This window comes from Jatrophihabitans sp. YIM 134969, from assembly GCF_054456675.1.
This window is the reverse complement of sequence record NZ_JBTJEQ010000009.1, coordinates 96431-116537: the sequence shown is the minus strand read 5'-3', so window position 1 is coordinate 116537 and position 20107 is coordinate 96431. Positions and strand designations below refer to the sequence as shown.

The 20107-nt window shown below is 73.5% G+C and carries 21 protein-coding genes; 10 read left to right on the top strand and 11 right to left on the bottom strand.

Going from position 1 to position 20107, the window contains the following annotated elements:
- On the bottom strand, nt 1-2548 hold a 2548-nt coding region (locus ACXR2U_RS07365; protein ID WP_458824309.1), incomplete at its 3' end, for an ATP-binding protein.
- Between the two features lie 185 nt (nt 2549-2733).
- On the opposite strand from ACXR2U_RS07365, the gene ACXR2U_RS07360 reads away from it, so the two are divergent.
- Nucleotides 2734-3756 (top strand): DUF4331 family protein, encoded by a 1023-nt coding sequence (locus ACXR2U_RS07360; RefSeq protein WP_458824308.1) that lies wholly within the window; start codon nt 2734-2736, stop codon nt 3754-3756.
- A gap of 24 nt (nt 3757-3780) precedes the next feature.
- Here ACXR2U_RS07360 and ACXR2U_RS07355 read toward each other — a convergent pair whose 3' ends face one another.
- Nucleotides 3781-6027: a helix-turn-helix domain-containing protein gene (locus ACXR2U_RS07355; RefSeq protein WP_458824307.1), complete on the bottom strand. Its 2247-nt coding sequence runs from the start codon at nt 6025-6027 to the stop codon at nt 3781-3783.
- A 176-nt stretch (nt 6028-6203) separates the two neighbouring features.
- Here ACXR2U_RS07355 and cynS point away from each other — a divergent pair, with 176 nt between their 5' ends.
- Nucleotides 6204-6653 carry a cyanase gene (gene cynS, locus ACXR2U_RS07350; protein ID WP_458824306.1) on the top strand — a complete coding sequence of 150 codons (450 nt, stop codon included), beginning with the start codon at nt 6204-6206 and terminating at the stop codon, nt 6651-6653.
- Nucleotides 6654-6678: 25 nt separating this feature from the next.
- Here cynS and ACXR2U_RS07345 read toward each other — a convergent pair whose 3' ends face one another.
- Together ACXR2U_RS07345 and ACXR2U_RS07340 are read right to left on the bottom strand one after the other, a co-directional pair.
- The gene (locus tag ACXR2U_RS07345; RefSeq protein WP_458824305.1) at nt 6679-7317 is read right to left on the bottom strand and encodes a LysE family translocator; all 639 of its coding nucleotides are present in this window, start codon (nt 7315-7317) and stop codon (nt 6679-6681) included.
- A 261-nt stretch (nt 7318-7578) separates the two neighbouring features.
- Nucleotides 7579-7884, bottom strand: coding sequence for an MTH1187 family thiamine-binding protein (locus tag ACXR2U_RS07340; RefSeq protein ID WP_458824304.1), 306 nt, complete (start codon nt 7882-7884; stop codon nt 7579-7581).
- Nucleotides 7885-7928: 44 nt separating this feature from the next.
- Here ACXR2U_RS07340 and ACXR2U_RS07335 point away from each other — a divergent pair, with 44 nt between their 5' ends.
- Nucleotides 7929-8357, top strand: coding sequence for a hypothetical protein (locus ACXR2U_RS07335; protein ID WP_458824303.1), 429 nt, complete (start codon nt 7929-7931; stop codon nt 8355-8357).
- 27 nt (nt 8358-8384) lie between these two features.
- Here the strand turns inward: ACXR2U_RS07335 and ACXR2U_RS07330 are convergent, their stop codons facing one another.
- Genes ACXR2U_RS07330 through ACXR2U_RS07320 form a run of 3 tightly spaced genes read right to left on the bottom strand, consistent with a single transcriptional unit; the run spans nt 8385 to nt 10640 of the window.
- The gene (locus tag ACXR2U_RS07330; RefSeq protein WP_458824302.1) at nt 8385-8990 is read right to left on the bottom strand and encodes an MBL fold metallo-hydrolase; all 606 of its coding nucleotides are present in this window, start codon (nt 8988-8990) and stop codon (nt 8385-8387) included.
- A complete protein-coding gene (locus ACXR2U_RS07325) occupies nt 8987-9970 on the bottom strand; it encodes an RNA polymerase subunit sigma-70 (RefSeq protein WP_458824301.1) in 984 nt (327 codons plus the stop codon). Before ACXR2U_RS07325 ends, ACXR2U_RS07330 begins: the two co-directional genes overlap by 4 nt.
- A gap of 52 nt (nt 9971-10022) precedes the next feature.
- Nucleotides 10023-10640, bottom strand: a complete 618-nt coding sequence (locus ACXR2U_RS07320) for a TetR/AcrR family transcriptional regulator (RefSeq protein WP_458824300.1) — start codon at nt 10638-10640, stop codon at nt 10023-10025.
- Nucleotides 10641-10758: 118 nt separating this feature from the next.
- Here ACXR2U_RS07320 and ACXR2U_RS07315 point away from each other — a divergent pair, with 118 nt between their 5' ends.
- The 5 genes from ACXR2U_RS07315 (at nt 10759) to ACXR2U_RS07295 (ending at nt 14471) form a co-directional block, all read left to right on the top strand.
- A complete protein-coding gene (locus ACXR2U_RS07315; protein WP_458824299.1) occupies nt 10759-11592 on the top strand; it encodes an alpha/beta fold hydrolase in 834 nt (277 codons plus the stop codon).
- 267 nt (nt 11593-11859) lie between these two features.
- Complete coding sequence (locus ACXR2U_RS07310; RefSeq protein WP_458824298.1) at nt 11860-12486, top strand: metallophosphoesterase; 627 nt, start codon at nt 11860-11862, stop codon at nt 12484-12486.
- On the top strand, nt 12423-12764 hold the full coding sequence (locus ACXR2U_RS07305; RefSeq protein WP_458824297.1) for a hypothetical protein: 342 nt from the start codon (nt 12423-12425) through the stop codon (nt 12762-12764). The genes ACXR2U_RS07310 and ACXR2U_RS07305 overlap by 64 nt, the downstream gene beginning before the upstream one ends.
- Nucleotides 12761-13315, top strand: coding sequence for a GNAT family N-acetyltransferase (locus ACXR2U_RS07300; RefSeq protein ID WP_458824296.1), 555 nt, complete (start codon nt 12761-12763; stop codon nt 13313-13315). The genes ACXR2U_RS07305 and ACXR2U_RS07300 overlap by 4 nt, the downstream gene beginning before the upstream one ends.
- Nucleotides 13316-13394: 79 nt before the next feature.
- Nucleotides 13395-14471: an NAD-dependent epimerase/dehydratase family protein gene (locus tag ACXR2U_RS07295; protein WP_458824295.1), complete on the top strand. Its 1077-nt coding sequence runs from the start codon at nt 13395-13397 to the stop codon at nt 14469-14471.
- Nucleotides 14472-14505: 34 nt separating this feature from the next.
- Here the strand turns inward: ACXR2U_RS07295 and ACXR2U_RS07290 are convergent, their stop codons facing one another.
- Complete coding sequence (locus ACXR2U_RS07290; protein ID WP_458824294.1) at nt 14506-15084, bottom strand: TetR/AcrR family transcriptional regulator; 579 nt, start codon at nt 15082-15084, stop codon at nt 14506-14508.
- A gap of 86 nt (nt 15085-15170) precedes the next feature.
- Here ACXR2U_RS07290 and ACXR2U_RS07285 point away from each other — a divergent pair, with 86 nt between their 5' ends.
- Complete coding sequence (locus tag ACXR2U_RS07285) at nt 15171-16124, top strand: NADP-dependent oxidoreductase (RefSeq protein ID WP_458824293.1); 954 nt, start codon at nt 15171-15173, stop codon at nt 16122-16124.
- Nucleotides 16125-16139: 15 nt separating this feature from the next.
- Here ACXR2U_RS07285 and ACXR2U_RS07280 read toward each other — a convergent pair whose 3' ends face one another.
- Nucleotides 16140-17357 carry an epoxide hydrolase family protein gene (locus tag ACXR2U_RS07280; RefSeq protein ID WP_458824292.1) on the bottom strand — a complete coding sequence of 406 codons (1218 nt, stop codon included), beginning with the start codon at nt 17355-17357 and terminating at the stop codon, nt 16140-16142.
- Between the two features lie 57 nt (nt 17358-17414).
- On the opposite strand from ACXR2U_RS07280, the gene ACXR2U_RS07275 reads away from it, so the two are divergent.
- Nucleotides 17415-18014 (top strand): TetR/AcrR family transcriptional regulator, encoded by a 600-nt coding sequence (locus ACXR2U_RS07275; RefSeq protein ID WP_458824291.1) that lies wholly within the window; start codon nt 17415-17417, stop codon nt 18012-18014.
- Between the two features lie 19 nt (nt 18015-18033).
- On the opposite strand, the gene ACXR2U_RS07270 is transcribed toward ACXR2U_RS07275, so the two are convergent.
- Both ACXR2U_RS07270 and ACXR2U_RS07265 read right to left on the bottom strand, forming a co-directional pair.
- Nucleotides 18034-19053 (bottom strand): hypothetical protein, encoded by a 1020-nt coding sequence (locus ACXR2U_RS07270; protein ID WP_458824290.1) that lies wholly within the window; start codon nt 19051-19053, stop codon nt 18034-18036.
- Nucleotides 19054-19075: 22 nt separating this feature from the next.
- Complete coding sequence (locus ACXR2U_RS07265; RefSeq protein WP_458824289.1) at nt 19076-20098, bottom strand: MBL fold metallo-hydrolase; 1023 nt, start codon at nt 20096-20098, stop codon at nt 19076-19078.
- Between the last annotated feature and the right edge of the window lie 9 nt (nt 20099-20107).

Here is a 20107-nt window from a genome sequence, read left to right as displayed (position 1 = left end):
GGGCCGCGCCGGCCGCGCGCAACTCGGGCGCCGCCCGGGCGGCGAAGCCCCGTGCGCCGGCACCGTCGAACGCGGCGAAGGCCTCGGTGAGGGGCTCGTGGGCCGCGGTGATGCGGCGTCGGCGGCGCAGCCACGTTCCGTGGGCGAGCTGCGTGCGGGCGAGCTCCAACACCGCTCCGGAGTCACGGCCGGCGGTGACCGCCGCCTCGAAGTGTCGCGCGGCGGCGTCGCCTTCGGTGAGCAGCGCGCGGGCCCGGCCGAGCAGCATGGCCAGGTGCGGTGAGCGGAACACCTCGTTGTCCGCCTCCACCGCGGCGACGACGACCTGCGCCGCGGCCTGCTTGCCGACCCGGACCGCTGCCTCGGTCAGGTCGCCGACCGCCCAGGCCGCCACCACCGGGTGCAGATCGGTCTGACGCAGGTGGACCCAGGCGTCCCAGGTGCGGTGCTCGAGCAGGGCCAGCAGACCCGCCGACCAGTGCAGCAGCGCTGCGCTCTTGCCGACCGGAGCGCTCCCGACGACGGTGTGGGCCTCGGCGACGGCAGCAGCAGCGCCATCGAGTTCACCGCGCCACGCACGGGCCTGCGCGACCGTGCTCAACGCGGCACCGTGCACCACGAACGCGGCGGCGTCGGCGGAGATGCGCCCGGCGCGACTCGCACCGGCGAGGGCCCCGGACAGGTCCCCGGTGAGCAGTCGGATCTGGGCCTGACCCTGCAGGGCCAAGCACTCCTCGCTCACCTCGCGGGCCTTCCGTGTCCGTTCCGCGGCCGCGGTCCAGAGCGTCACGGCGCTCGGGAGGTCGTGGATGGCCTCGGCTGCCGATGCGACCCGGTTGGGGGCGAACGCGGCGTCGGCGAAATCGCCCAGCCGGCCGCGCCACGCGGGCGCGTGGCGGAGTGGGTCGACGAGGGCCGACGCGATGTCGCGATCGGCGTCGTGCTCACCGGCCGGGACGTCGAGCAACGCGTCGCGCACCCGGTCCCGGAGCACCGGGTCCGGGTTCAGGACGTACACGCCGACGGCTGCCGCCACGAGCGCCTGGACCCGTTCGCGGGTGTGGTCGGCACCCGTCGTCCCGGCGAGCCCCTCGGCCAACTGGACGAGGTCCTCGAGCCGGCTGATCCAGCCGCCGTGGCTCGCGGTGAGCCGCCAGCGGGTCACCGCCGCCTGCACCGCCAGCGTCGGGTGGTCCGACGGCGGAACCAGCAGGGGGCTGACCGCGGCCGCGAGGTCGGCCGCGCCGGCACGCCCCGCGAGCCTCGCCGTCTCGGCGGCGGAAACCATCCGACCCAGTCGGGCGGAGGGGTCCACCGAGAGTTCTGCGGCCCGTTCGTAGGCCGTGGAGGCCTCGGCCTGCGCGCCGCGGTGGACGGCTCGATCGGCCGCGGCGGCCAGGGCCCGCGCCACGGCCTCGTCCGGACCGGGACTCGCGGCCGCCCGGTGCCACGCGGCGCGCCACGGGTCCGAGGTGGCCGCGGCCAGCGCCTCGTGGACCCGCAGGCGCGCCTCGAGGCTCGCCGTGCTGTACACCGCCGAACGCACCAGCGGGTGACGGAACTGCAGGTCGTGGTCGACCACCCGCACCAGGTCGGCGGCCTCGGCCGGTGCGAGGTCGGCGGGCCGGAGTCCCAGTGCTGCCGCTGCCGCGAGCACCTCGCCCAGCGGCGAGTCGTGACCTGCGGCGGCCACGAGGAGCAGATCCCGGGTCGGTCCGGGAAGCCGTTTCGCCTGCGCGGTGAACGCTTCCTCGAGCCTCTCGGTCAGCGGCAGGGAAGCCGTCGAGGCCGTCGCGCGCGGCGCGACGGCGGACAGCTCCTCGAGCGCCAGCGGGTTGCCGTGCGCCTCCCGCAGGACCTGCACGCGCGCTCGGCCGACCGGCGGACGCGGGAGCCGGTCGAGCAGACGCCTCGACTCGGCGTCGGTGAGCGGCCCCAGCACCAGGTTCCGCACCGGGAACTGCGCCACATCCGGAGGCGCGGACTCGCCGGTGCGTCGAGTGGCCAGCAGCACGACGCGCAGCCGCGCCAGGCGCCGCGCCACGAAGGCGAGGACGTCGACGGTCGACGGGTCCAGCCACTGCGCGTCCTCGACCACCAGGAGCACGGGGTGGTCGTTCGCGGCCTGCTGCAGCAGCTGGAGCACCGCGGCGTCGACCGTCGCGTGCTCCGGGACGGGGCCCTCGTGGTCGTCGGCGAGACCGAACACCGCCTGCAGCGTGGCCCGTTCGTGCTGCGACAGGCGGGGGAGCGCGCCCAGGACCGGGTGGAGCAGTTGGTGGAGACCGCCGAAGCCCACGGCCCGTTCGCGTTCGACGCCGTCGCACCGCAGCACGGTGAACCCGAGGGAGGCGGCACGGTCCGCGACACGGTTCGCGAAGGTCGTCTTGCCGATGCCGGCTTCACCGGACACGAGCACGGCCGCACCGGTGCGGTCCACCTCGGTCAGCAACCCGACGAGTCGTTCGAGCTCCGCGTCCCGTCCGGTGGCGGCGGGTCCGGACCCGTCGTCCGGCGGGCTCGGGTGTTCGGCCTGCAACGTCCCCACCTCCCTGGTCGTTGACGTCCACCAGTCCACCTCGGCCACGGACCGGGTACCAGGCGGGAAGCAGGCAGGAACGGAGCCGTTCGTCCGCGCCGGGGCGGCGAGAGTCAGGTGACTGATGCCGACGGGTGCGGGCGCGACCGACGCTGAACGGGTCCCAGCCGACTCCACCGCGGAGAGGAACCCGCATGTCGCACCATCTCGACACCCCGCTGGCCGCCCGGAACGGGCAACTCCTGCTCGACGATCTCTGTGTGTTCGACGGTCCCAACTCGACCGTGTTCGTCATGGACGTCAACTCCACGATCAACGGGTTGCACTCCGAGCCGAGCTTCCACCACGAGGGGCGGTACGCCTTCACCGTGCACTTCGAGGACGAGGACTCGGAGGACCTCACGTTCCGGCTGACGTTCGCAGCGGTGGACGCCGACGGGCACCAGGCCTGGCAGCTCCACGAGCTCGACGGGGACGCCGCGCGGGCCGACCCGGCGGGCGGCGACCTGCTGCTCGAGGGCCGGACCGGGTCGACGGCCAGCGGCGAGACCGCGCGCGTGTGGGCCGGGCGGATCCGCGACTGGTTCTACATCGACCTCTCACTGCTGGCGAGGGTGAACACGGCGGTCGCTGACGGTGCGGCGCCCGACCTCGCGGACTGGCGGCCGTCGGAGGCCGCGAACAGCTTCACCGACACGACGGTCGACTCGATCGTCCTGGAGATCCCGCACCGGCACGCTCGGCTGCGCCCCGGCGCCCGCGTCGGGGTGTGGGCGACCACCGAGCTCGCGACCGACGCCGGTGGGTGGCGGCAGGTGAACCGGGCCGGCCACCCCATGATGTGGCCGATCTTCTGGCCGGGCGACACCCAGTTCAGCAACCCCGCCAACACCCAGCACCCGTGGCAGGACGTGGAGGTGGACCGTGACCACATCGCCGGGCACATCGCGGCCACCGTCCGTGCCGCGGGCGCGGTGCCCGACCCCGACGGGTACAGCCGCACCGTGGTGCAGGAGCTGTTCCCCGACGTGCTGGCCTACACCGTGGGAACACCCGCGGCGTACGGCTCCACGGCGCGGAACGGCAGGACGCTCGCCGACAACGCCCCGGAGGTCATGCTCTCGCTGGTCACCGGTTCGGCTGTCGCCTCCGGGCTCACGCCGGCGACCAACCGAGACCTGCGTTCGGACGCCTTCCCGTACGTCGTCCCGGTCTGAGTGCCGCTGAGGGCGAGCGCGTCGTCAGTCGCCCCGGTCGGGCAACAGACCGCGGGCACCGTCCGCGGTCGCGGTGTCTCCCACCGCCTCGCTGTACCGGATCAGCCGGGTCTGGTCAGCCTGCGCCTCGGGCATCCGGTCCAGTGCGGCCAGCGCCCGGATGCGACTCTCCAGCATCCGCTGGCGCAGGCTGACCACGTCGGTATGCTCCAGGAGGTCCAGCGTGTGCGTGGCGGTGGCGAGTGCCTCCTCCCACCGCTGCAGGTCCACCAGAGCGAGGGTGATGGTGGTGAGGCCCGCGACCCGGGTGATGGCGGCGACGTGTGGGCTGACCACCAGCGACGGGTCGTCCAGCCTCGCCTGGACGGCGCGCTCGTTGGCGATGGACTCCTCCAGACGACCGGCCCACCGCAGCGCGAGCGAGACGCCGCGGACGGCTTGGAGGTTCCCCTCCGTGTCACCGCAGGCCGCGAACAGGTCGGCGGCCCGCTGCGATGCGAGCGCCGACTCGTCGTAGCGCCCCAGGTACCGGTACGCCGAACCCGCGTAGTTCGCGGCCCAGGCCCGCTGACGCGGGTCACCCGCCCGGGTCGCGACCTCACCGGCCTCGAGGGCCGAGGCGAGCGCAAGTTCCGGCTCCAGCAGGGTGAAGGTCTGGGCCCACGAGAGGTAGCCGAGGTGGGTGGCGAGCGCACTGTCGTCACCGAGCGTGCGTGCCGCTGCGGTGCTCAGGGCGAACACCTCGTGCCAGTGACCCCAGTACGCCCAGAGGTCGGAGAACCAGTGCAACGATTCGGCGACCTCGACGACCAGTCGGTGCTCGCCGACGCCGGCCGACTCCCGCACGGCGAACAGCCACAGACCCGCCTCGCTCCGCAACCAGTCCTGCGCCTGGTCCGAGGTCTCGAGGGCGACGAGCGGATCGCGCTCCGGTGGTGCACTCTCGAAACCCGGCTCGAACCAGCGTCCGGCGGCGATCGTGACGGTCAGCGCCCAGTGGCGCAGATCGGTCTCCGTCGCGATGCGGTCGGCCTGGGGTTCCTCGTCGTGCAGGCGAGCCTGCGCGAACAGCCGCACCAGGTCGTGGAGCTGGTACCGGCCGCGCGGAGCGGCCTGCACGAGGCCGAGCTCCGTCAGCTCGTCGAGCGCGTCGGAGGCGGTCGCCAGATCGGCCGACACCAGCCGGGCCGCGGTCGGTTCGGCGAAACTCTCGGCGCGCAGCAGGGCCAGGCGGCGGAAGAGTTGTCGGCCCTGGGCGGACACCCGCTCGTACGACGACGCCATCGCGGCCCTGATCTCCAGGTCGCCGGCGCGCAACGCGTCGAGGCGGCGATCCTCGGCCGCCAACCGGTCGACGAGGTCGTCGACCGTCCAGGCCTCGCGGCTGGCGAGCCGGTTGCCGGCGATGCGCAGCGCCAGCGGGACGTTGCCGCACAGGGCGGCCAGCCGGCCGAGGTCCTGACCCGCGGTCTGCGCCGCCGGAACGATCCGGCCCAACAGGGCCTCCGACTCGGCCGGGCGCAACGGGGCGAGGTTGACCCGCAGGACGTCCTCGAGCCCGGCGAGCGTGCCGCGGGTCGTCACGATCACGGCCGAGGGGCCGGTGGGCGGGACGGCCGCGCGGACCTGGTCCTCGGCGGCGACGCTGTCGAGGACCAGCAGCACCCGGCGGTCGGCGAGGACGGAGTGCCAGAGGGCCGTGGCCTGCTCGATCTCCCTGGCGACCGCTCCCGTGCGGGGCGCGACCGCGTGGACCAGCACGTTCAGCAGGGAGAGGACGTCGACGGGTTGTTCGTCGTAGCCACGGAGGTCCACGAAGTGGACCTCGTCGAACCGCGCCGCGGTGTCGGTGGCCACCTGCACCGCCAACGAGGTCTTGCCGAAGCCGGGCGGGCCGCTGACCACGGCCACCGGGCACGGTCGTTCCGGCGCGGCCGCCGTGAGGTGCGCCGCGATGCGTGCGCGCTCGAGGTCCCGCCCGGCGAAGTCGGTGACGTTGCGCGGGAGCGAGGAGAGCCCCGGTGCCGAGGTCCCCGGCTGGAGTCGCCCCGCGCGGGCCGCCGCGGTCAGGGCCCGGCGGTCGTCGTGGTCGACACCGAGCGCGTCGACGAGCAGTTCGACGGTGCGGCGTCGTGGGCCGAGGCTGACGCCACGTTCGATGTCGCTGATCGTGCGCACGCTGACGCCGGAGATCTCGGAGAGGGTCTCGAGCGTGAGGTCCGCCGTCGTCCGGAGGCGGCGCAGCAGCACGCCCAACGGTTCGTCGACCATGCCGTGTCACCTCCGCTCACCCCGAGGCGCGTGCGGCACCCGCCGTCCCGTCGCGCACCTGGACCCTACGGAGGAACGGCGCGTCGGGGACTCGTGCCCGGCTCCGACGCCGCGCTCAGCGACGGGGACCCGCGGCTGTAACCCGACCGTCACGCAACGTTCCTAGGGTCCGCTGCATGACCCGCGAGGAGATCACCGCCGCGATCGTCGCCGCCCGCATCCGGAAGGGGCTCACGTGGCAGGAGCTCGCGGACGCGCTCGGACGCCCCGTCGTGTGGAGCACCGCCGCCCTGCTCGGGCAGCACCCGTTCCCGCCCGAGCTGGCCGCCCGGGTCGTCGAACTGCTCGACCTGCCGGCCGATGCCGCGGGCGTCCTCGCGACGGTGCCGTACCGCGGCGGGCTCCCCACGGCCGTTCCGACGGATCCCACCATCTACCGCTTCTACGAGGCGCTGCAGGTCTACGGCCCGGCGCTGAAGGAACTGATCCACGAGCAGTTCGGCGACGGCATCATGAGCGCGATCAACTTCAAGATGGACTTCGGCCGCACCGAGCACGCCGGAGCCGACCACGTCGTCGTCACCTTCGACGGGAAGTTCCTGCCCTACGCGTGGCCGACCGACTGAGCACGCACGCGTCGTCCCCGGTCTTTCAGTTCTTGTTGCCCGTGGCGATGAGGACACCGCCGAGGCCGACCATCATCACGCCGCCGCCGGCACTCATCCGTGACAACCGTCGCGGGTTGCGCCCGAACCACTCGCGGGCGGTGCCGGCGATCAACGCCCAGATGCTGTCGCAGACGAGCGCGATGAGGGCGAACACGATGCCGAGGACCGCGAGTTGGAGCGGGACCGATCCCGCGTTCCGGTCGACGAACTGCGGCAGGACCGCGATGAAGAACACGAGGGTCTTGGGGTTGGTGACCGCGACGACGACGCCCTGCCACAGCTGACGGCGACTGCTCGGAACCGGCGCGGGATCCGACGTCGTCGGCGCATGGTCGTGACGGTGACGGACCGCCTGCACGCCGAGGTACACCAGGTACAGCGCGCCGACGATCTTCACCGCGACGAGCACCACGAGGGACTCCGCGATGAGCTGCCCCAGCCCGAGGGCCACCAACGCGGTTGCCGGCAGGGTCCCGATGGCGTTGCCGAGCACGGACAACAACCCGCCCCGCCGGCCGTAGGCGAGGGACCGGCCGACGGTGAACAGCACGCTGGGTCCGGGGATGACGATGAGCACGAGGGCGGCGAGCGCGAACGCACCCAGGTTCGCGAGGGGAAGCACCAGCGGCTCCACGGGTCCGGAGGTCCGAGGCGGTCACGGACAACCAGCGGACCCTGACTCACCACCGCCGCCCACAGCATGGTGTTCCGTGTGCTGCCCGGTGGCGGTCGTCCCCGCCCAGGACGCCGGACCTCGGTGGTGACGTGGCCGGGTCCACCTACCGCTGTCCGGGCCGGGATCGACCGTGGCCGACGGCGTCGGGATCGTCGTGCCGTCGACGGGGGCCGCGCCGAGGCCCGGTCCACCGGAGAGGCCGCGCGGTCAGCCGCCGTCGCGCAGCCGCTGCTCGACGCGTTCGACCTTGGCCGTCAACTGGCCGGTGTGACCGGGGCGGATGTCGGCCTTGAGCACGAGTGACACCCGGGGCGAGTGGGCCGCGAGCGCGTCGACGCACTGCTTGACGACCGCCATCACCTCGTCCCACTCGCCCTCGAGGTTGGTGAACATCGCGTTGGTCTCGTTCGGCAGGCCCGAGTCGCGCACGATGCGGACCGCCTCGGCGACGGCCGCTGACACACCCCCGGTCTCGTCGGCGCCGGACGGACTGATGCTGAAGGCCACGATCACGCCCCGAGTCTGACACCGTCGCTGCGTCGCTATCGTCGCGCCGCATGAGCAGCGACGCCGTTCCGGGTCGACGCGTCGTCTCGCGGGTCCTGGTCGGGTCGGCGGTCGTGATGGTCGCGTACTGGGTGCTGTGGTTCGCCGCGCGCGGCAGCGTCGCGAGCAACGACCGCCCCGCGTACCGCGAGTTCGAGAACGCGTTCCCGCTGGCGGACGCGTGGATCACGTGGTGCCTGCTCGCGGCGTGGTGGACCTTGCGTCGCCGCCGTCCCCTCGCCGTGCTGTGGCTGCTCGCGGGCGGAGGTGCGGGGCTCTACCTGTTCGGGATGGACGTGCTCTACGACCTCGAGCAGGGCATCTGGTGGCGCTCCGGCGTGGGCGGGGTCGTCGAGGCCGGCATCAACGTCCTGACCCTCGCGGTGTCGCTGGGGCTGCTGACGTGGACGTGGCGGCACCGCACCGCCCTGCTCGCCTGAAGGACGTCGCCCGATGCTGCGGCGCGATCAGGTCGGGCGCCACGGCTCGTCGGCGTGGGCGAGCCACACCAGTTCCGGCCGCAGCGCCGTGATCAGCCGCTGCCCCTCGGTCTGCGGGTCGTCGAGTTGGCCGGACCAGACGGCGGCGTCACCGGCCACCACCGTCGGTGCCCGACCGGTGTCGACGACGACGACCTGCGAGCCGCGGGTGTGTCCGGGCGCCGGGAGGAGCCGGACGCCCGGCAGCAGTTCGTGCTCGCCGTCGACCGGGACGTACCGCAGACCGGGCGCTTCCAGCCACTCCCGGATGGTGTGGTCGGGCCGGGTCAGCGCGTCGTCGAGTTCGACGCGTTGCACGTGGACCGGTGTGCCGGCGAACAGGTGGTTGTTCCCGAGGTGGTCCCAGTGCAGGTGGGTGTTGACGACGACGTCGACGCTCGCGAGGTCGAACTCCCACTCGCTCACCGGACGCGGTCGCGGATCCAGGTCGTCGGTCAGCGGGTGACGTTCCCGGATGCCGGTGTCGACCAGCACCCGGGCGTCGGGGTGGTCGATGAGGTGCACGTGGACGGGCATCCGTTCGCCCTCGACGCCGAGGTCCGCCACGAGGACGGGGGTGACGGTGATGGTCATGCCGTCACCGGGAGGGTCGCCGGCAGGCCGAAGTGGGCGATGACCGACCGGTCGAAGTTGACGACGTCGGACACCGCGCCGTCGCGGAACCGCAGCCCCTCCAGGGTGAGCGCGACGAACTCGGAGGCACCCGGGACCCGCACGTACACGGCGACGGCCGGGTGGCCGTTCGCCCGGGTCGGCACGCAACTCACCGTGCCGAACGCGTCGGCCCCGAACCCGCCCTCGGCCCAACAGGTCACCACCGCGTCCTTCCCGGACCAGGTTCCCGGCTCCGGCGGCATCGAGAACCGGGCGTCCGGGTGCAGCAACGCGGCGAGACCGTCGAGGTCGGCGCGCTCGGTGCAGTCGACGTAACGGGCGAGGAGGTCCTGTTCCGCCGGGGTCGGCGCGGCCCGCCAGGCGCTGCGGTCGTCCGGCAGTGCCTGCCGCAGACCGCTCCGGGCGCGCTGGAGCGCGGAGTTCACCGCGGCGACCGTGGTCTCGAGCAGGGCGGCGGTGTCCTTCGCCGAGCACCCGAGGACGTCGCGCAGCACGAGCACCGCGCGGGGGAGTGGTGTGAGGTGCTGGATCGCGCCGATGAAGGCCAGCTCGACGGTCTCCCGGCTGAGCGCGACGTCCTCCGGTCCCTCGCGGTGGTCGGGCAGTTGGGCGAGCAGGTCGTCCGGGTACGGCTGCAGCCACGCGACCTCGCCGTCCGACGTCGGGCGTCGCGGGCGCTTGTCGAGGGCGTCGAGGCACGCGTTGGTCGCGATGCGGTAGAGCCAGGCCCGCACTGACGCGCGTCCGGCGTAGGTCTGGCGCCCGCGCCACGCCCGCAGGAACGCCTCCTGCACCAGGTCCTCCGCGTCGTCGAAGGATCCGAGCAGTCGGTAGCAGTGCACGTGCAGTTCGCGGCGGTGCGCCTCGACGCGAGCGCCGAAGTCCCGCTCGTCGAGGGTGGCCAGGTCGTCGGGGTCACGGTCGGTGTCGGTGGTCATGTCAGATGAGACGGTCGCATCGTCCGGAACTCATCGCGGCTGGCCACGCGGGTCACCCCGAGGTCCGGCCCAGCATGCGGCGCGTGGACCGCTCGGCCTCGTCGATGATCGCGGCGACCCGCCGTGGGGGAGGGGTCGAGATGAGCTGCAGGGCGATCCCGCGCAGCAGCCCGATCAGCAGCACCGCGACGGCCTGGGGGTCGGCGTCCGGTCGGATCGAACCGTCACGGATGCCGTCCCGGACCCGGCCGGCGAGCAGGCGGCGGAAGCCCGCGTCGGACTCCGCGTAGAGCGGCATGAGGACGGGGTCGGCCGCGATCGCCTCGCTCCACATCTGCAGGAACGCGCGGGCGGACGGCCCACGGCCGGCGACGTTCTCGAGGTAGGCGCGCACGGTCGCCGTCACCCAGTCCGCGGCCGTCTCGGTGTGTTCGGGCAGCGCGAAGGTCTGGGCGTCGCGCATGACGGCGCGCAACAGGTTCTCCCGGTTGCCGAAGTGGTGCGTGACGATGCCACGGCTGTAGCCCGCGGCCTCGCCGACCTGGGCGAGCGTCAACGCCCGGGACCCGTGCCGCGCCACGATCGCCGTCGCGGCCGCGAGCACCCTGCGCTCGGTCTCGTCGCGACGTTCCTGCTGCGTGCGTCGCGGCGAGGCCTGCTGCCGGGGCATCAGGCGGGCTCGAGGGGCGGTTCGGTCGGGCGCACGCGGTGCAGTCTGCGCCACGCGTCCCACCGATGTGGAGACCGGTCCCGCACCGGGTGCGAGCCGAACCGGTACAGTCACTTGCGTGTCGACCAACAAGTATGTTCCGAACCAGTCCACCGGCGGACGCGTCCCTCTCGTCCTCGTCCACGGCAACCCCGAGTCCGCGGTGATCTGGGGCCCGCTCATCGGCGAGCTCGACCGCGACGACGTCGTCGCGCTGTCGCCGCCCGGCTTCGGCGTGCCGGCGCCGCACGACTTCCGGCCGTCGGTCACCGCGTACCGCGACTGGCTGGCCTCGCGGCTGGAGCTGTTCCGCGGGCCGGTCGACCTGGTGGGCCACGACTGGGGTGGCATCCACGTTGCCGCGTTGGCCGCCAGCCGTCCGGACCTCGTCCGCAGCTGGGCGTCCGACGCCCTCGGCGTGTTCGCGCCCGACTACGAGTGGCACGAACGGGCCCAGGTGTGGCAGCAGGAGGGCGCGGGCGAGGCGTCGGTGCGCGAGATCTGGGGTGGCGACCTGGACCAGCGACTCGCCGTCGCCGCAGCCCTCGGCATGACCGGGCGCATGGCGGAACGCGTCGCCGCGGGCATGGACCCCGAGATGGGTCGCACCGTCCTCGAGTTGCTGCGTGCGTCCCGCCAGCCGGCGATGCGGGAGGCGGGGCGATCACTTCCGGACGCCGCGAGCCGCCCGGGCCTCGCGCTCATCGCCCTCGACGACCACGAGCGGGCGAGCGGGACCGTCGCCCAGCACGAGTGGGCGGCGAGGCGCTCCGGTGCGACGCCCGCCCGGCTGGCCGGTGTGGGTCACTGGTGGCCGGAGGAGACCCCGGCCCCGGTGGCGCGGGCCCTCGAGAGCTTCTGGTCGGCGCTGCCGGATCCGGCGGTGTCGCCGGTGGGTGCCGCTGCCGGCTGATCGTCGCCCCTCGCGCACCCCGCCCGCGACGGTGCACGGCGCGGGCGGGGTGGCGGTTGCGGAAGGCCGGCGGCACGTGGCCCGACCGACGATCCCCCGTGTGCCGCGCTCATCCCCCGATGGAGCGCGACAAGGGGGTTGGTACCCGCGTCCGGGGGGCTCGACGCGGGGGCCGAACCGCAGAATCAGCTCTGAGGCGGCGCTCACACCCGGCCGGGCGCGGGGAACCTCCTGGACGGTCGGGCCCGTCCCGGCGAGGATCCGGTGGTGCCCGAGCTGCCCGACCACCGCTACCGCATCCTGCACCTCTCCGACACCCACGTGGGCGCCGACGGCTTCGACGAGGACGGCGTCGCGGCTCGCGCCGCGCTCGAGGGGCTCATGGCCGACCTGGCGCACGTCCCTGACATCGATCTCGTGCTGGTGTCCGGCGACGTCGCCGACGACGGCTCCGAAGGGGGCTGCGGGCAGGTGCGCGACGTCGTGGGTCGTTTCGCCCGGGAGCGCAACGTCCCGCACGTGTACTCGACGGGCAACCACGACCGTCGCCCCGGGTTCACCGCCGCCCTGGGCAGCGGCCACCTCTCGCCGACGGGGAGCGACATCTCGACCGATCGGATCACCGGTGGGGAGTGCGCCGCGGTCAGCGTGCTCGGCGGCCTGCGCGTGGTGACCCTCGACAGCCTGGTCGACGGCGAGACCCACGGCGTCCTGAGTACCGGGCAGTTGGCGTGGTTGGCCGACGTGCTGGCGACCGCGTCGGACGACGCACGGTCGTCGCGTTCCACCACCCGCCGGTCCACCTGCCGCGCTCACCGTTGCAGCGAGTCGTGCTGCAGAACATCGACGCGCTCGCCGACGTCCTGCGCGGGACCGACGTCCGCGCGGTGTTGACGGGGCACCTGCACTTCCAGCAGGCGGCGTCCCTGGTCGGCGTCCCGGTGTGGGTGACGCCCGGGGTCGTCACCCGGATCGACCTCACGACCTCGCCCGACCTGGTGCGCGGCGTCCTCGGAGCCGGCGCGACGATCGTCGACCTCGGTGGTCCGTTCTCGCCGATGTTCACCGTCGTCCACGCCCGTGACCCGCGCGCCGGCGAACCCGTGTACCTGATCGACATCGGTTCCGGCGCGGACGTCGATCCTGCCGACGAGTTCTCCCGGCTGCGGTGAGGTCGGCTCCGCTCGTCGAACTCCTCCCCGTCGCCGCCGAGCGCCTCGAGGAACTCGTGACGGTCGCGACGACACGAGCCGCGGCGGACGAGGTGACGCCACCCGTGACCGCCGGCCCCGAGTGGTCACGGGAACGTGTCGCCTGGCTGCGGCGCTTCCACCTCGAGCGCCGCGACGGGTTGAGCGGTGACGGCGACGAACAGACCTGGGCCGTGGTCGTGGAAGGGCGCGCGCAGGGTTCGGTCCGGCTGCGACGGACGTCCGAACCGGGAGTCCTCGAGACCGGCGTCTGGCTGGCTCGCGACGCTCGTGGAACGGGCGTGGGCACGGCGGCGGTCGCAGCCGTGGTCGACCGCGCGCGGGAGCTCGGTGCCACCGCGATCCGGGCCGACACCACCGCGGGGAACCCCGGCGCCGTGGCGGTCCTGCGGCGACTCGGTTTCGTCGTCACGACGGGCGTGGACAGCCGGGTCGGAGCCCGACTGGACCTCGCGGCGGTCCAGGACGCCCCTCGGGCGCCTCGTCGGCTTGCCCCGCCTCCGACGGGGTGAAACGCCCGCCGGGGCGGGGGAAGGCTGACGGCACGCGCAGAACCGCGCTAGGCGGGACGACACCCTCTCGGAGGTCCGGATGCGCATCGTCGTGATCGGCGGCAGTGGCAACCTCGGCACGGCCCTGCTCCGTCGACTGGCGGACGACCCGGCGGTGGACGTCGTCGGCGTCTCCCGCCGGCGCCCGCCCCCGACCCCTCCCTACGACGTGGCGACGGCCTGGGAGCAGCTCGACCTCGCCACCGACGACTGCCGGCCGGCGTTGCGCCGGGTGGTCGACGGAGCCGACGTGGTCGTCAACCTGGCCTGGGGGTTCCAGCCCACCCGACGTCCGGAACTGTTGGAGCAGACCGGCGTCGGCGGCACCCGTCGCGTGCTCGAGACCCTCCTCGAGGCGGAGGTCCCTCGCCTGGTGCAGACGTCCTCGGTCGGTGCGTACGCACCTCGTCGCGATCTCGAACCGGTCGACGAGAGCTACCCGACGACCGGGGTGCCGAGCTCCCTGTACAGCCGTCACAAGGCCGCGGCCGAGCGCCTGTTCGACCGCACCGAGGCCGAGCACGGCGACACGCTGCGCATCGTGCGGATCCGGCCGGGGTTCGTGTTGCAGCGTGAGGCCGGCGCGTCGCTCGGGCGGTACGGCCTGCCTCCGTGGCTGCCGCGGCAGGTGCTCGGGCACCTGCCGCTGGTGCCCCTGCCGACCGGGCTCGTACTCCCCGTGGTGCACAGCGACGACGTCGCGGCGGGGCTGCACGCGGCGGCCGTCTCCGACGTCCACGGAGCGTTCAACTTCGTTGCCGATCCGCCCCTCGTGGCGGACGACGTGGCGCGCGCGTTGGGCGGACGGAGCGTCACGGTGCCGCAGCGCCTGCTCCGTCCTGCGGTCGACCTGTCGTGGCGCGCCCGCGTCCAGCCCATCGACGCCGGGTGGTACGACCTCGCCCTGCAGGTCCCGATGATGAGTTCGGCCCGGGCGCGTCGGGAACTCGGATGGCTGCCGACCGTCGACCCGGCGGCGGCGTTCGACGAGGCCATCTCCGGGATCTCACGCGGCCTCGGGGTCGGTGGCGCGGTCCTCGGTCCGCGCCGCACCCCCGCCGACATCCTGCGCAGCCTCGCCGTCGGCGGGACGGTCTCCCGCCGCCGACTGTCTTGACCGCGAGCCGCCCGGTCGTGGCCCACCCCGACGATCATCGTGCCGGTGGTCGCAGACCGTCGACGACGATGTCGAGCAGGCGGCTCGCGAGGACCTTGCGGGCCGGCAGCGGAGCGACGGTGAAGACCCCGATCAGGGCGGCGGCGACGTCGTCGGCGGTGACGTCCGCGCGGAGGTCACCGGCGTCGCGGCCGGCGTCCAGGATGGTCGTGATCGCGGCGAGCAGTTCGGTGCGGGTGTCGGCGTGCGCGATCTCGTCGGCCTCGATCATCGCGTGCAGCGTGTCGATCATGCCGTGCTTGGTGGCGATCCAGGTGCCGAACAGGTCGGCCCAGCGCCGGAGGGCGTCGGCCGGTGGCATCCGGTCGAGCAGGCGGCGGGCGCCGGACGTCAGTCGCGTCACCTGGTCGCGGTAGACGGCGTCGACGAGCGACTCGCGGGTCGGGAAGTGGCGGTACAGCGTGGCGATCCCCACCCCCGCCTCCCGGGCGATGGCGCGCATCGACGACTCGGCGTCACCCGACGCGAACACCCGGGTCGCCACCGCGAGCAGGTGCTCACGGTTGCGCGAGGCGTCGGCGCGGAGCTCACGGGTCGGCGGGTCGGCGCTCAAATCGGAACACGCTCCGTTTGGTGGTACGGTCGACTGACAAACGGAGCATAGTCCGTTTGTCGACCAGCTCCGAGGAGACGACCGTCATGACCGACGCCACCGCAGCACCGCCCAACCGGGCCGTCCAGCTCGACACGTTCGGCGGCCCGGAGGTCCTGAACGTCCGCGAGGTCCCGGCGCCGCACGCCACCGCGGGGCACATCCGGATCCGGGTGACCGCCGCCGGGCTCAACCCGATGGACTGGATCATGACCGCCGACGCCGCGACCGCCGCGCGCTTCGGCCTGACCCTGCCCGTCGGGTTCGGCACCGACTACGCCGGGGTGGTCGACCAGGTCGGCGCCGGCGTCGAGGGGTTCGTCGCGGGTGACCGCGTCTTCGGCGCCGCGCTCTCGCGTGCGGTCGCCGACCACGTCGTCGTCGCGGCGCCGGGCGACATCGCCACCGGCGTCGCCCACCACACGCCCGAGGGCGTCGACGACGTCACGGCCGCCACGCTGTCGATCGCCGGAGCCACCGCGTCCGCAGGCCTCGCCGCGCTCGACCTGCGCCCGGGCGACACGGTGCTGATCGGAGGCGCCGGCGGCGGTGTCGGGGTGTTCGCGGTCCAGCTGGCCCGGCGGGCCGGGGCGCGGGTGATCGGTACGGGATCGCCGTCGTCGGCGGCGTTCCTGGAAACGCTCGGAGCCGAGCCGGTGGCCTACGGCGACGGCCTGGTCGAGCGGGTCCGCTCACTGGCTCCCGACGGCATCACGGCGGCCCTCGACCTGTACGGCACGGAGACGGTCGCGGCGGCGCAAGCCCTCGGCGTGCCCGGCGCCCGCATCTGCACCATCGCCGCCCAGGTCGAGGGCGTCACCTCGGTCAGCGGGGCGCAGGCCGCGCCGGGGGCGCTGGAGGAGATCGCCCGCCTGGTGGCGGCCGGTGAGGTGCGGGTCCCGGTGGCGGCGACCTTCCCGCTGGAGCAGGTCCGTGATGCCGTCACCCTGCAGGCCGGACGCCACGTGCAGGGCAAGGTCGTCGTGTCGCTGACGGGGTGACACCGGGGCGCTCGGTCACGACCGGAGCGGGCGCAGGCCGGTGCGGATCTCCTCCACGAGGATCTGCGGCTGTTCGAGCGCGGCGAAGTGTCCGCCGTGGGCCGCCTCACCCAGGTGGACCAGGTCCGCGTAGGTGTCCTCGATCCAGGTGCGCGGCAGTCGGGGGACGTCCTGCGGGAAGACCGTGACCGCGACGGGCAGGGTCAGCTTCGGGCCGGCCATCGTGGCCGCCCGGTTCTCCCAGTAGACGCGGGCGGACGTGGCCGCCGTGTTGGTGAACCAGACCAGGGAGATCTCGTCGAGCATCACGTCGACGTCGAGGGCCTCCTCGGCGAGCTCGTGGTTGTCGGTCTTGGCCTGGTACTTGTCGTAGATCCACGCGGCCTGCCCGACGGGTGAGTCGGCGAGCGCGTACCCGATGGTCTGCGGACGCGTGCCCTGCAGGTGGTTCGCGCCGCCGAGTTCGCCGCCGTAGCGGGTCAACCCGTCGACGGCCCGTTGCTCCTCCGCGCTGAGGGTGGCGGGGATGGTCGCCGGGAACGCGTAGGGGGTGTTGAGGTGGATGCCGAGCAGGCCGTCCGGCCGCAACGCTCCCAACGCGGTGGTCACGACCGAACCCCAGTCGCCACCGTGGGCCGCCCAGCGGTCGTAGCCGAGCCGCGTCATGAGCGTCGACCACGCGGCGGCCGTGCGTGCGGTCGTCCACCCTGCCTCGCGCGGCGCCGACGAGAACCCGGAACCGGGCAGCGACGGGATCACGACGTCGAAGGAGTCCTGCACGTTCCCGCCGTACGCCGCGGGATCGGTCAGCGGACCGATGAGGTCGAGGAAGTCGAGGACCGAGCCGGGCCAGCCGTGGGTGAGGACCAGGGGCATGGCGCCGGGGTTCTGCGACCGGACGTGCAGGAAGTGCACGTCGACGCCGTCGATCGTGGTGACGAACTGGGGGAACGTGTTGAGCCGCGCCTCGCAGCGGCGCCAGTCGTAGCCGTTCCGCCAGCGCTCGACCAGCGCTTGCAGGTTGTCCAGCCGCACGCCCTGGGTCCAGTCCGGCACGGTCTCGCGCTGCGGCCAGCGGGTCGTGGCCAGTCGCCGGGCGAGGTCGTCGAGGTCGGCGTCGGGGACGGCGGCGGTGAACGGGCGGGTGTCGGTCGGGTCGTCGGTGGTGACGGTCACGGGTTCGCTCCAGGGTCGTTCGGCGGGCGCAATCGGTGACTGCACACTGGTGTGCATTGGTGCACACAAGTGTGCAAGCTAGTCCGCTGCACACGGATGTGCAATGCTTGTCCCGTGGAAGAGGAGTCCGGACGCGACCGTGCGGTGCGCGCCACCCGCACCCGCATCCTCGACGTCGCCCTCGAGGTGCTCGGGCAGAACCCGGACGCGGGGATGGGGGAGATCGCGACGGCGGCCGGAGTGGTCCGCCGCACCGTCTACGGGCACTTCCCCTCCCGCGCCGACCTGCTGCGGGCGTTGGCCCAGCAGGCGGGCGACGAACTCGCCGCCGTCCTCACCGAACTCGACGACGGACGCTCGGCCGCCGACCAGGTGTGGGCCGACTACGTCGCGCGGGTGTGGCCGGTCGCCGCCCGGTACCGGGTGCTGCTGGTGCTGCGGCGCAGTGAGTACGGCGACGAGATCCACACCCTGCTCGGGACGCCGGAGAACCTGCTCACGAAGCTGGTCAAGCGGGGGCAGGCGAGCGGTGGCTTCGGGCGCCACCTCCCGCCGGACGTGCTGAGCCGCCTCGCCCACGCCAGCGTGTTCACCCTCGCGGACGAAGCCCGGACCCGCCGCAGGATCAACGCCGGATCGGCCACGACCACGAGCCTGTTGCTGCTGGGCGTACCCGCCGAGCGCGCGCTGTCGCTGGTGGAGGGCCGCCGCTGACCGGTCGTGGCCGACACGATCAGGGGTTCGCGGCGGCGACGGCGAGGTCGGGCTGGTCGGACGACGGCGGCAAGGCTCGGACGGCGATCCACTGGCGTGACAGCACGAGGCCGAGGCCGACCAGGAACCACGCGACCAGCACCACGAGGGGGCCGGCGGTGTGGGCGCCGTCGAAGTAGCCGAAGCCGTTGACGGCACGCACTGCCGCACCTGGTGGCAGAGCGCTCGAGACGGCTCGAGCCCAGGCCGGGAGCAGGTCGCCCCCGATGGTCGCGCCACTGGTGGCGTTGCCGATGGTGGTGAGGACCAAGACCGAGAGTCCGATGCCGGCCGGTCCCAGCCAGGCGCCGAGCGCCTTGGTTCCGAAGGCGGACGCGGCGGAGAGGAGGACCAGCGAGGACGCCAGCGGGACGAACGGCGCCGTCAACGATCCGTAGACCGGGCCGGCAACGGCGGCCGCGATCAGCCCGATCGCCACGGCGAACCCGCCCATCGCGAGCAGCCGGTGCCGCAGCCGGACGACCCGTGTCGCAGCGGTCAGGCCCTGGGCCAGGACGAACGACGCCAGGGTCACACCGAAGACGACGTAGAACGCAGAGAGTCCGCGACTGTCGTAGCGCACCAGCGGCACGATGTCGCTCTCGGACATCTGCAGACCCGCGCGCGCAGCCAGCCCCGCCACGAGCTCGCGCGCCGCGCCGCTCTCGCTCAGCCCGGCGGCTCCGGCGTACTGCAGCCGGAGACCGGTGGGAGAGGTCGTGTCGACGGCGGCCACGACCTCACCGCTGCGCACCAGAGCGGTCGCCTCGTCGGGACCGGACGCCTGTGCAACGGTCACCGCATCGCCCAAACCGGCGCGGGCGGCGCCGGCGAGTTGCGGACCCACGACGGCGATCGGCAGGTGGTGCGGCCGCGGATCACGCTGCAGACCGACGTAGACGGCGATGAACGCGGTGCCGACGATCAGCCCGGTGACGACCAGGGGGATCAGCGCCTTGCGGTCGGTGACGACTCGGGTCCGCGGTGGTGGCGTCGACATGCTCGTGGTTCCTTCCGGGTGGTCATGCGGCTCTCGGTGAGCCGAGGTGGTAGCTGGAGCCGCTGCTGCCGGCCACCCAGGCATCGGGAAAGGCCGTGGCGAGCGCGTGTTGCGCCCGCCAGCCGGTGCAGTGACCCGGGACGAGCAGGCGGGGACGGCTGTGCTCCAGGGCGTCCACCGTCGGAGCGATGACCGGCTCGAACGCGTGGCCGTCGAGGTGCAGACCGCCGAACAGGGCGTGCAACTCCGGCACGCCGGTGAGCCGTTGGGCGTGTCGGACGATGTTGATCGCGCCCGCGTGGCCGCACCCGGTCACCACGACCAGACCTGCACCCCGCAGGTGCACGACCAACGCCTGGTCGTCGACGACCTGCCGGTCCGGCGCCCAGGCCCGGCCGTCCCACGCCTGGTGGGCGGGTGACAAGCCGTGCTCGAACTCGGTGGTGCGGTCGACCTCGCCGGTGATCAGCACGCTGCCCTCGAGGAGCAGCGAGGGGTGTCGGCGTTCGAGGACGTCGAACCCCTCAGCCCTCAGCGCTCGTCGGCTCAGGGAGGGCAGCAGGTTCGCAGGCTGGCCGGGAACGGCGACGCGCCGGGGAGTCCACACGTACGGGTGCACCACCATCGCCATGCCCCGTGCGCCGCGCCGCGCCGCGAGTCCGGACAGCCCGCCCGCGTGGTCGAAGTGGCCGTGACTGAGCACCACCGCGTGGACCGCCGTGAGGTCGACGCCCAACCGGTCGGCGTTCACGACGAGCGCGTCGGGGGACAGGCCCGCGTCGAAGAGCAGCGAGGTCGTGGTCGAGCCCCGCCGCACCGTGACGAGCGCTGAGAAACCGTGTTCGGCCCGCAGCCCCACCGTCGTGCGCCCGGCCGCGAACTGCGGCGCCCGGGCGGTGCCCACGGCGAAGGGCGCGCGGGTCGTGCGGTCGTCGCTCTCGAGCAGGGCGTCGTAGACGTTGTCCACGAGCGTCGTCACGACCACCTCGTCCACCGGTGCGAGCGTGACGGGGTCGACGGCGGCGCCGGGTGCCGGGCGGGGCATGGTGCGCCT

Coding starts and splice junctions, on each gene's coding strand:
- ACXR2U_RS07360 (WP_458824308.1), top strand. CDS start 2,734: ATGTCGCACCATCTCGACACCCCGCTGGCCGCCCGGAACGGGCAACTC.
- ACXR2U_RS07355 (WP_458824307.1), bottom strand. CDS start 6,027: ATGGTCGACGAACCGTTGGGCGTGCTGCTGCGCCGCCTCCGGACGACG.
- cynS (WP_458824306.1), top strand. CDS start 6,204: ATGACCCGCGAGGAGATCACCGCCGCGATCGTCGCCGCCCGCATCCGG.
- ACXR2U_RS07335 (WP_458824303.1), top strand. CDS start 7,929: ATGAGCAGCGACGCCGTTCCGGGTCGACGCGTCGTCTCGCGGGTCCTG.
- ACXR2U_RS07330 (WP_458824302.1), bottom strand. CDS start 8,990: ATGACCATCACCGTCACCCCCGTCCTCGTGGCGGACCTCGGCGTCGAG.
- ACXR2U_RS07325 (WP_458824301.1), bottom strand. CDS start 9,970: ATGACCACCGACACCGACCGTGACCCCGACGACCTGGCCACCCTCGAC.
- ACXR2U_RS07320 (WP_458824300.1), bottom strand. CDS start 10,640: ATGCCCCGGCAGCAGGCCTCGCCGCGACGCACGCAGCAGGAACGTCGC.
- ACXR2U_RS07295 (WP_458824295.1), top strand. CDS start 13,395: ATGCGCATCGTCGTGATCGGCGGCAGTGGCAACCTCGGCACGGCCCTG.
- ACXR2U_RS07285 (WP_458824293.1), top strand. CDS start 15,171: ATGACCGACGCCACCGCAGCACCGCCCAACCGGGCCGTCCAGCTCGAC.
- ACXR2U_RS07280 (WP_458824292.1), bottom strand. CDS start 17,357: ATGCACACCAGTGTGCAGTCACCGATTGCGCCCGCCGAACGACCCTGG.
- ACXR2U_RS07270 (WP_458824290.1), bottom strand. CDS start 19,053: ATGTCGACGCCACCACCGCGGACCCGAGTCGTCACCGACCGCAAGGCG.
- ACXR2U_RS07265 (WP_458824289.1), bottom strand. CDS start 20,098: ATGCCCCGCCCGGCACCCGGCGCCGCCGTCGACCCCGTCACGCTCGCA.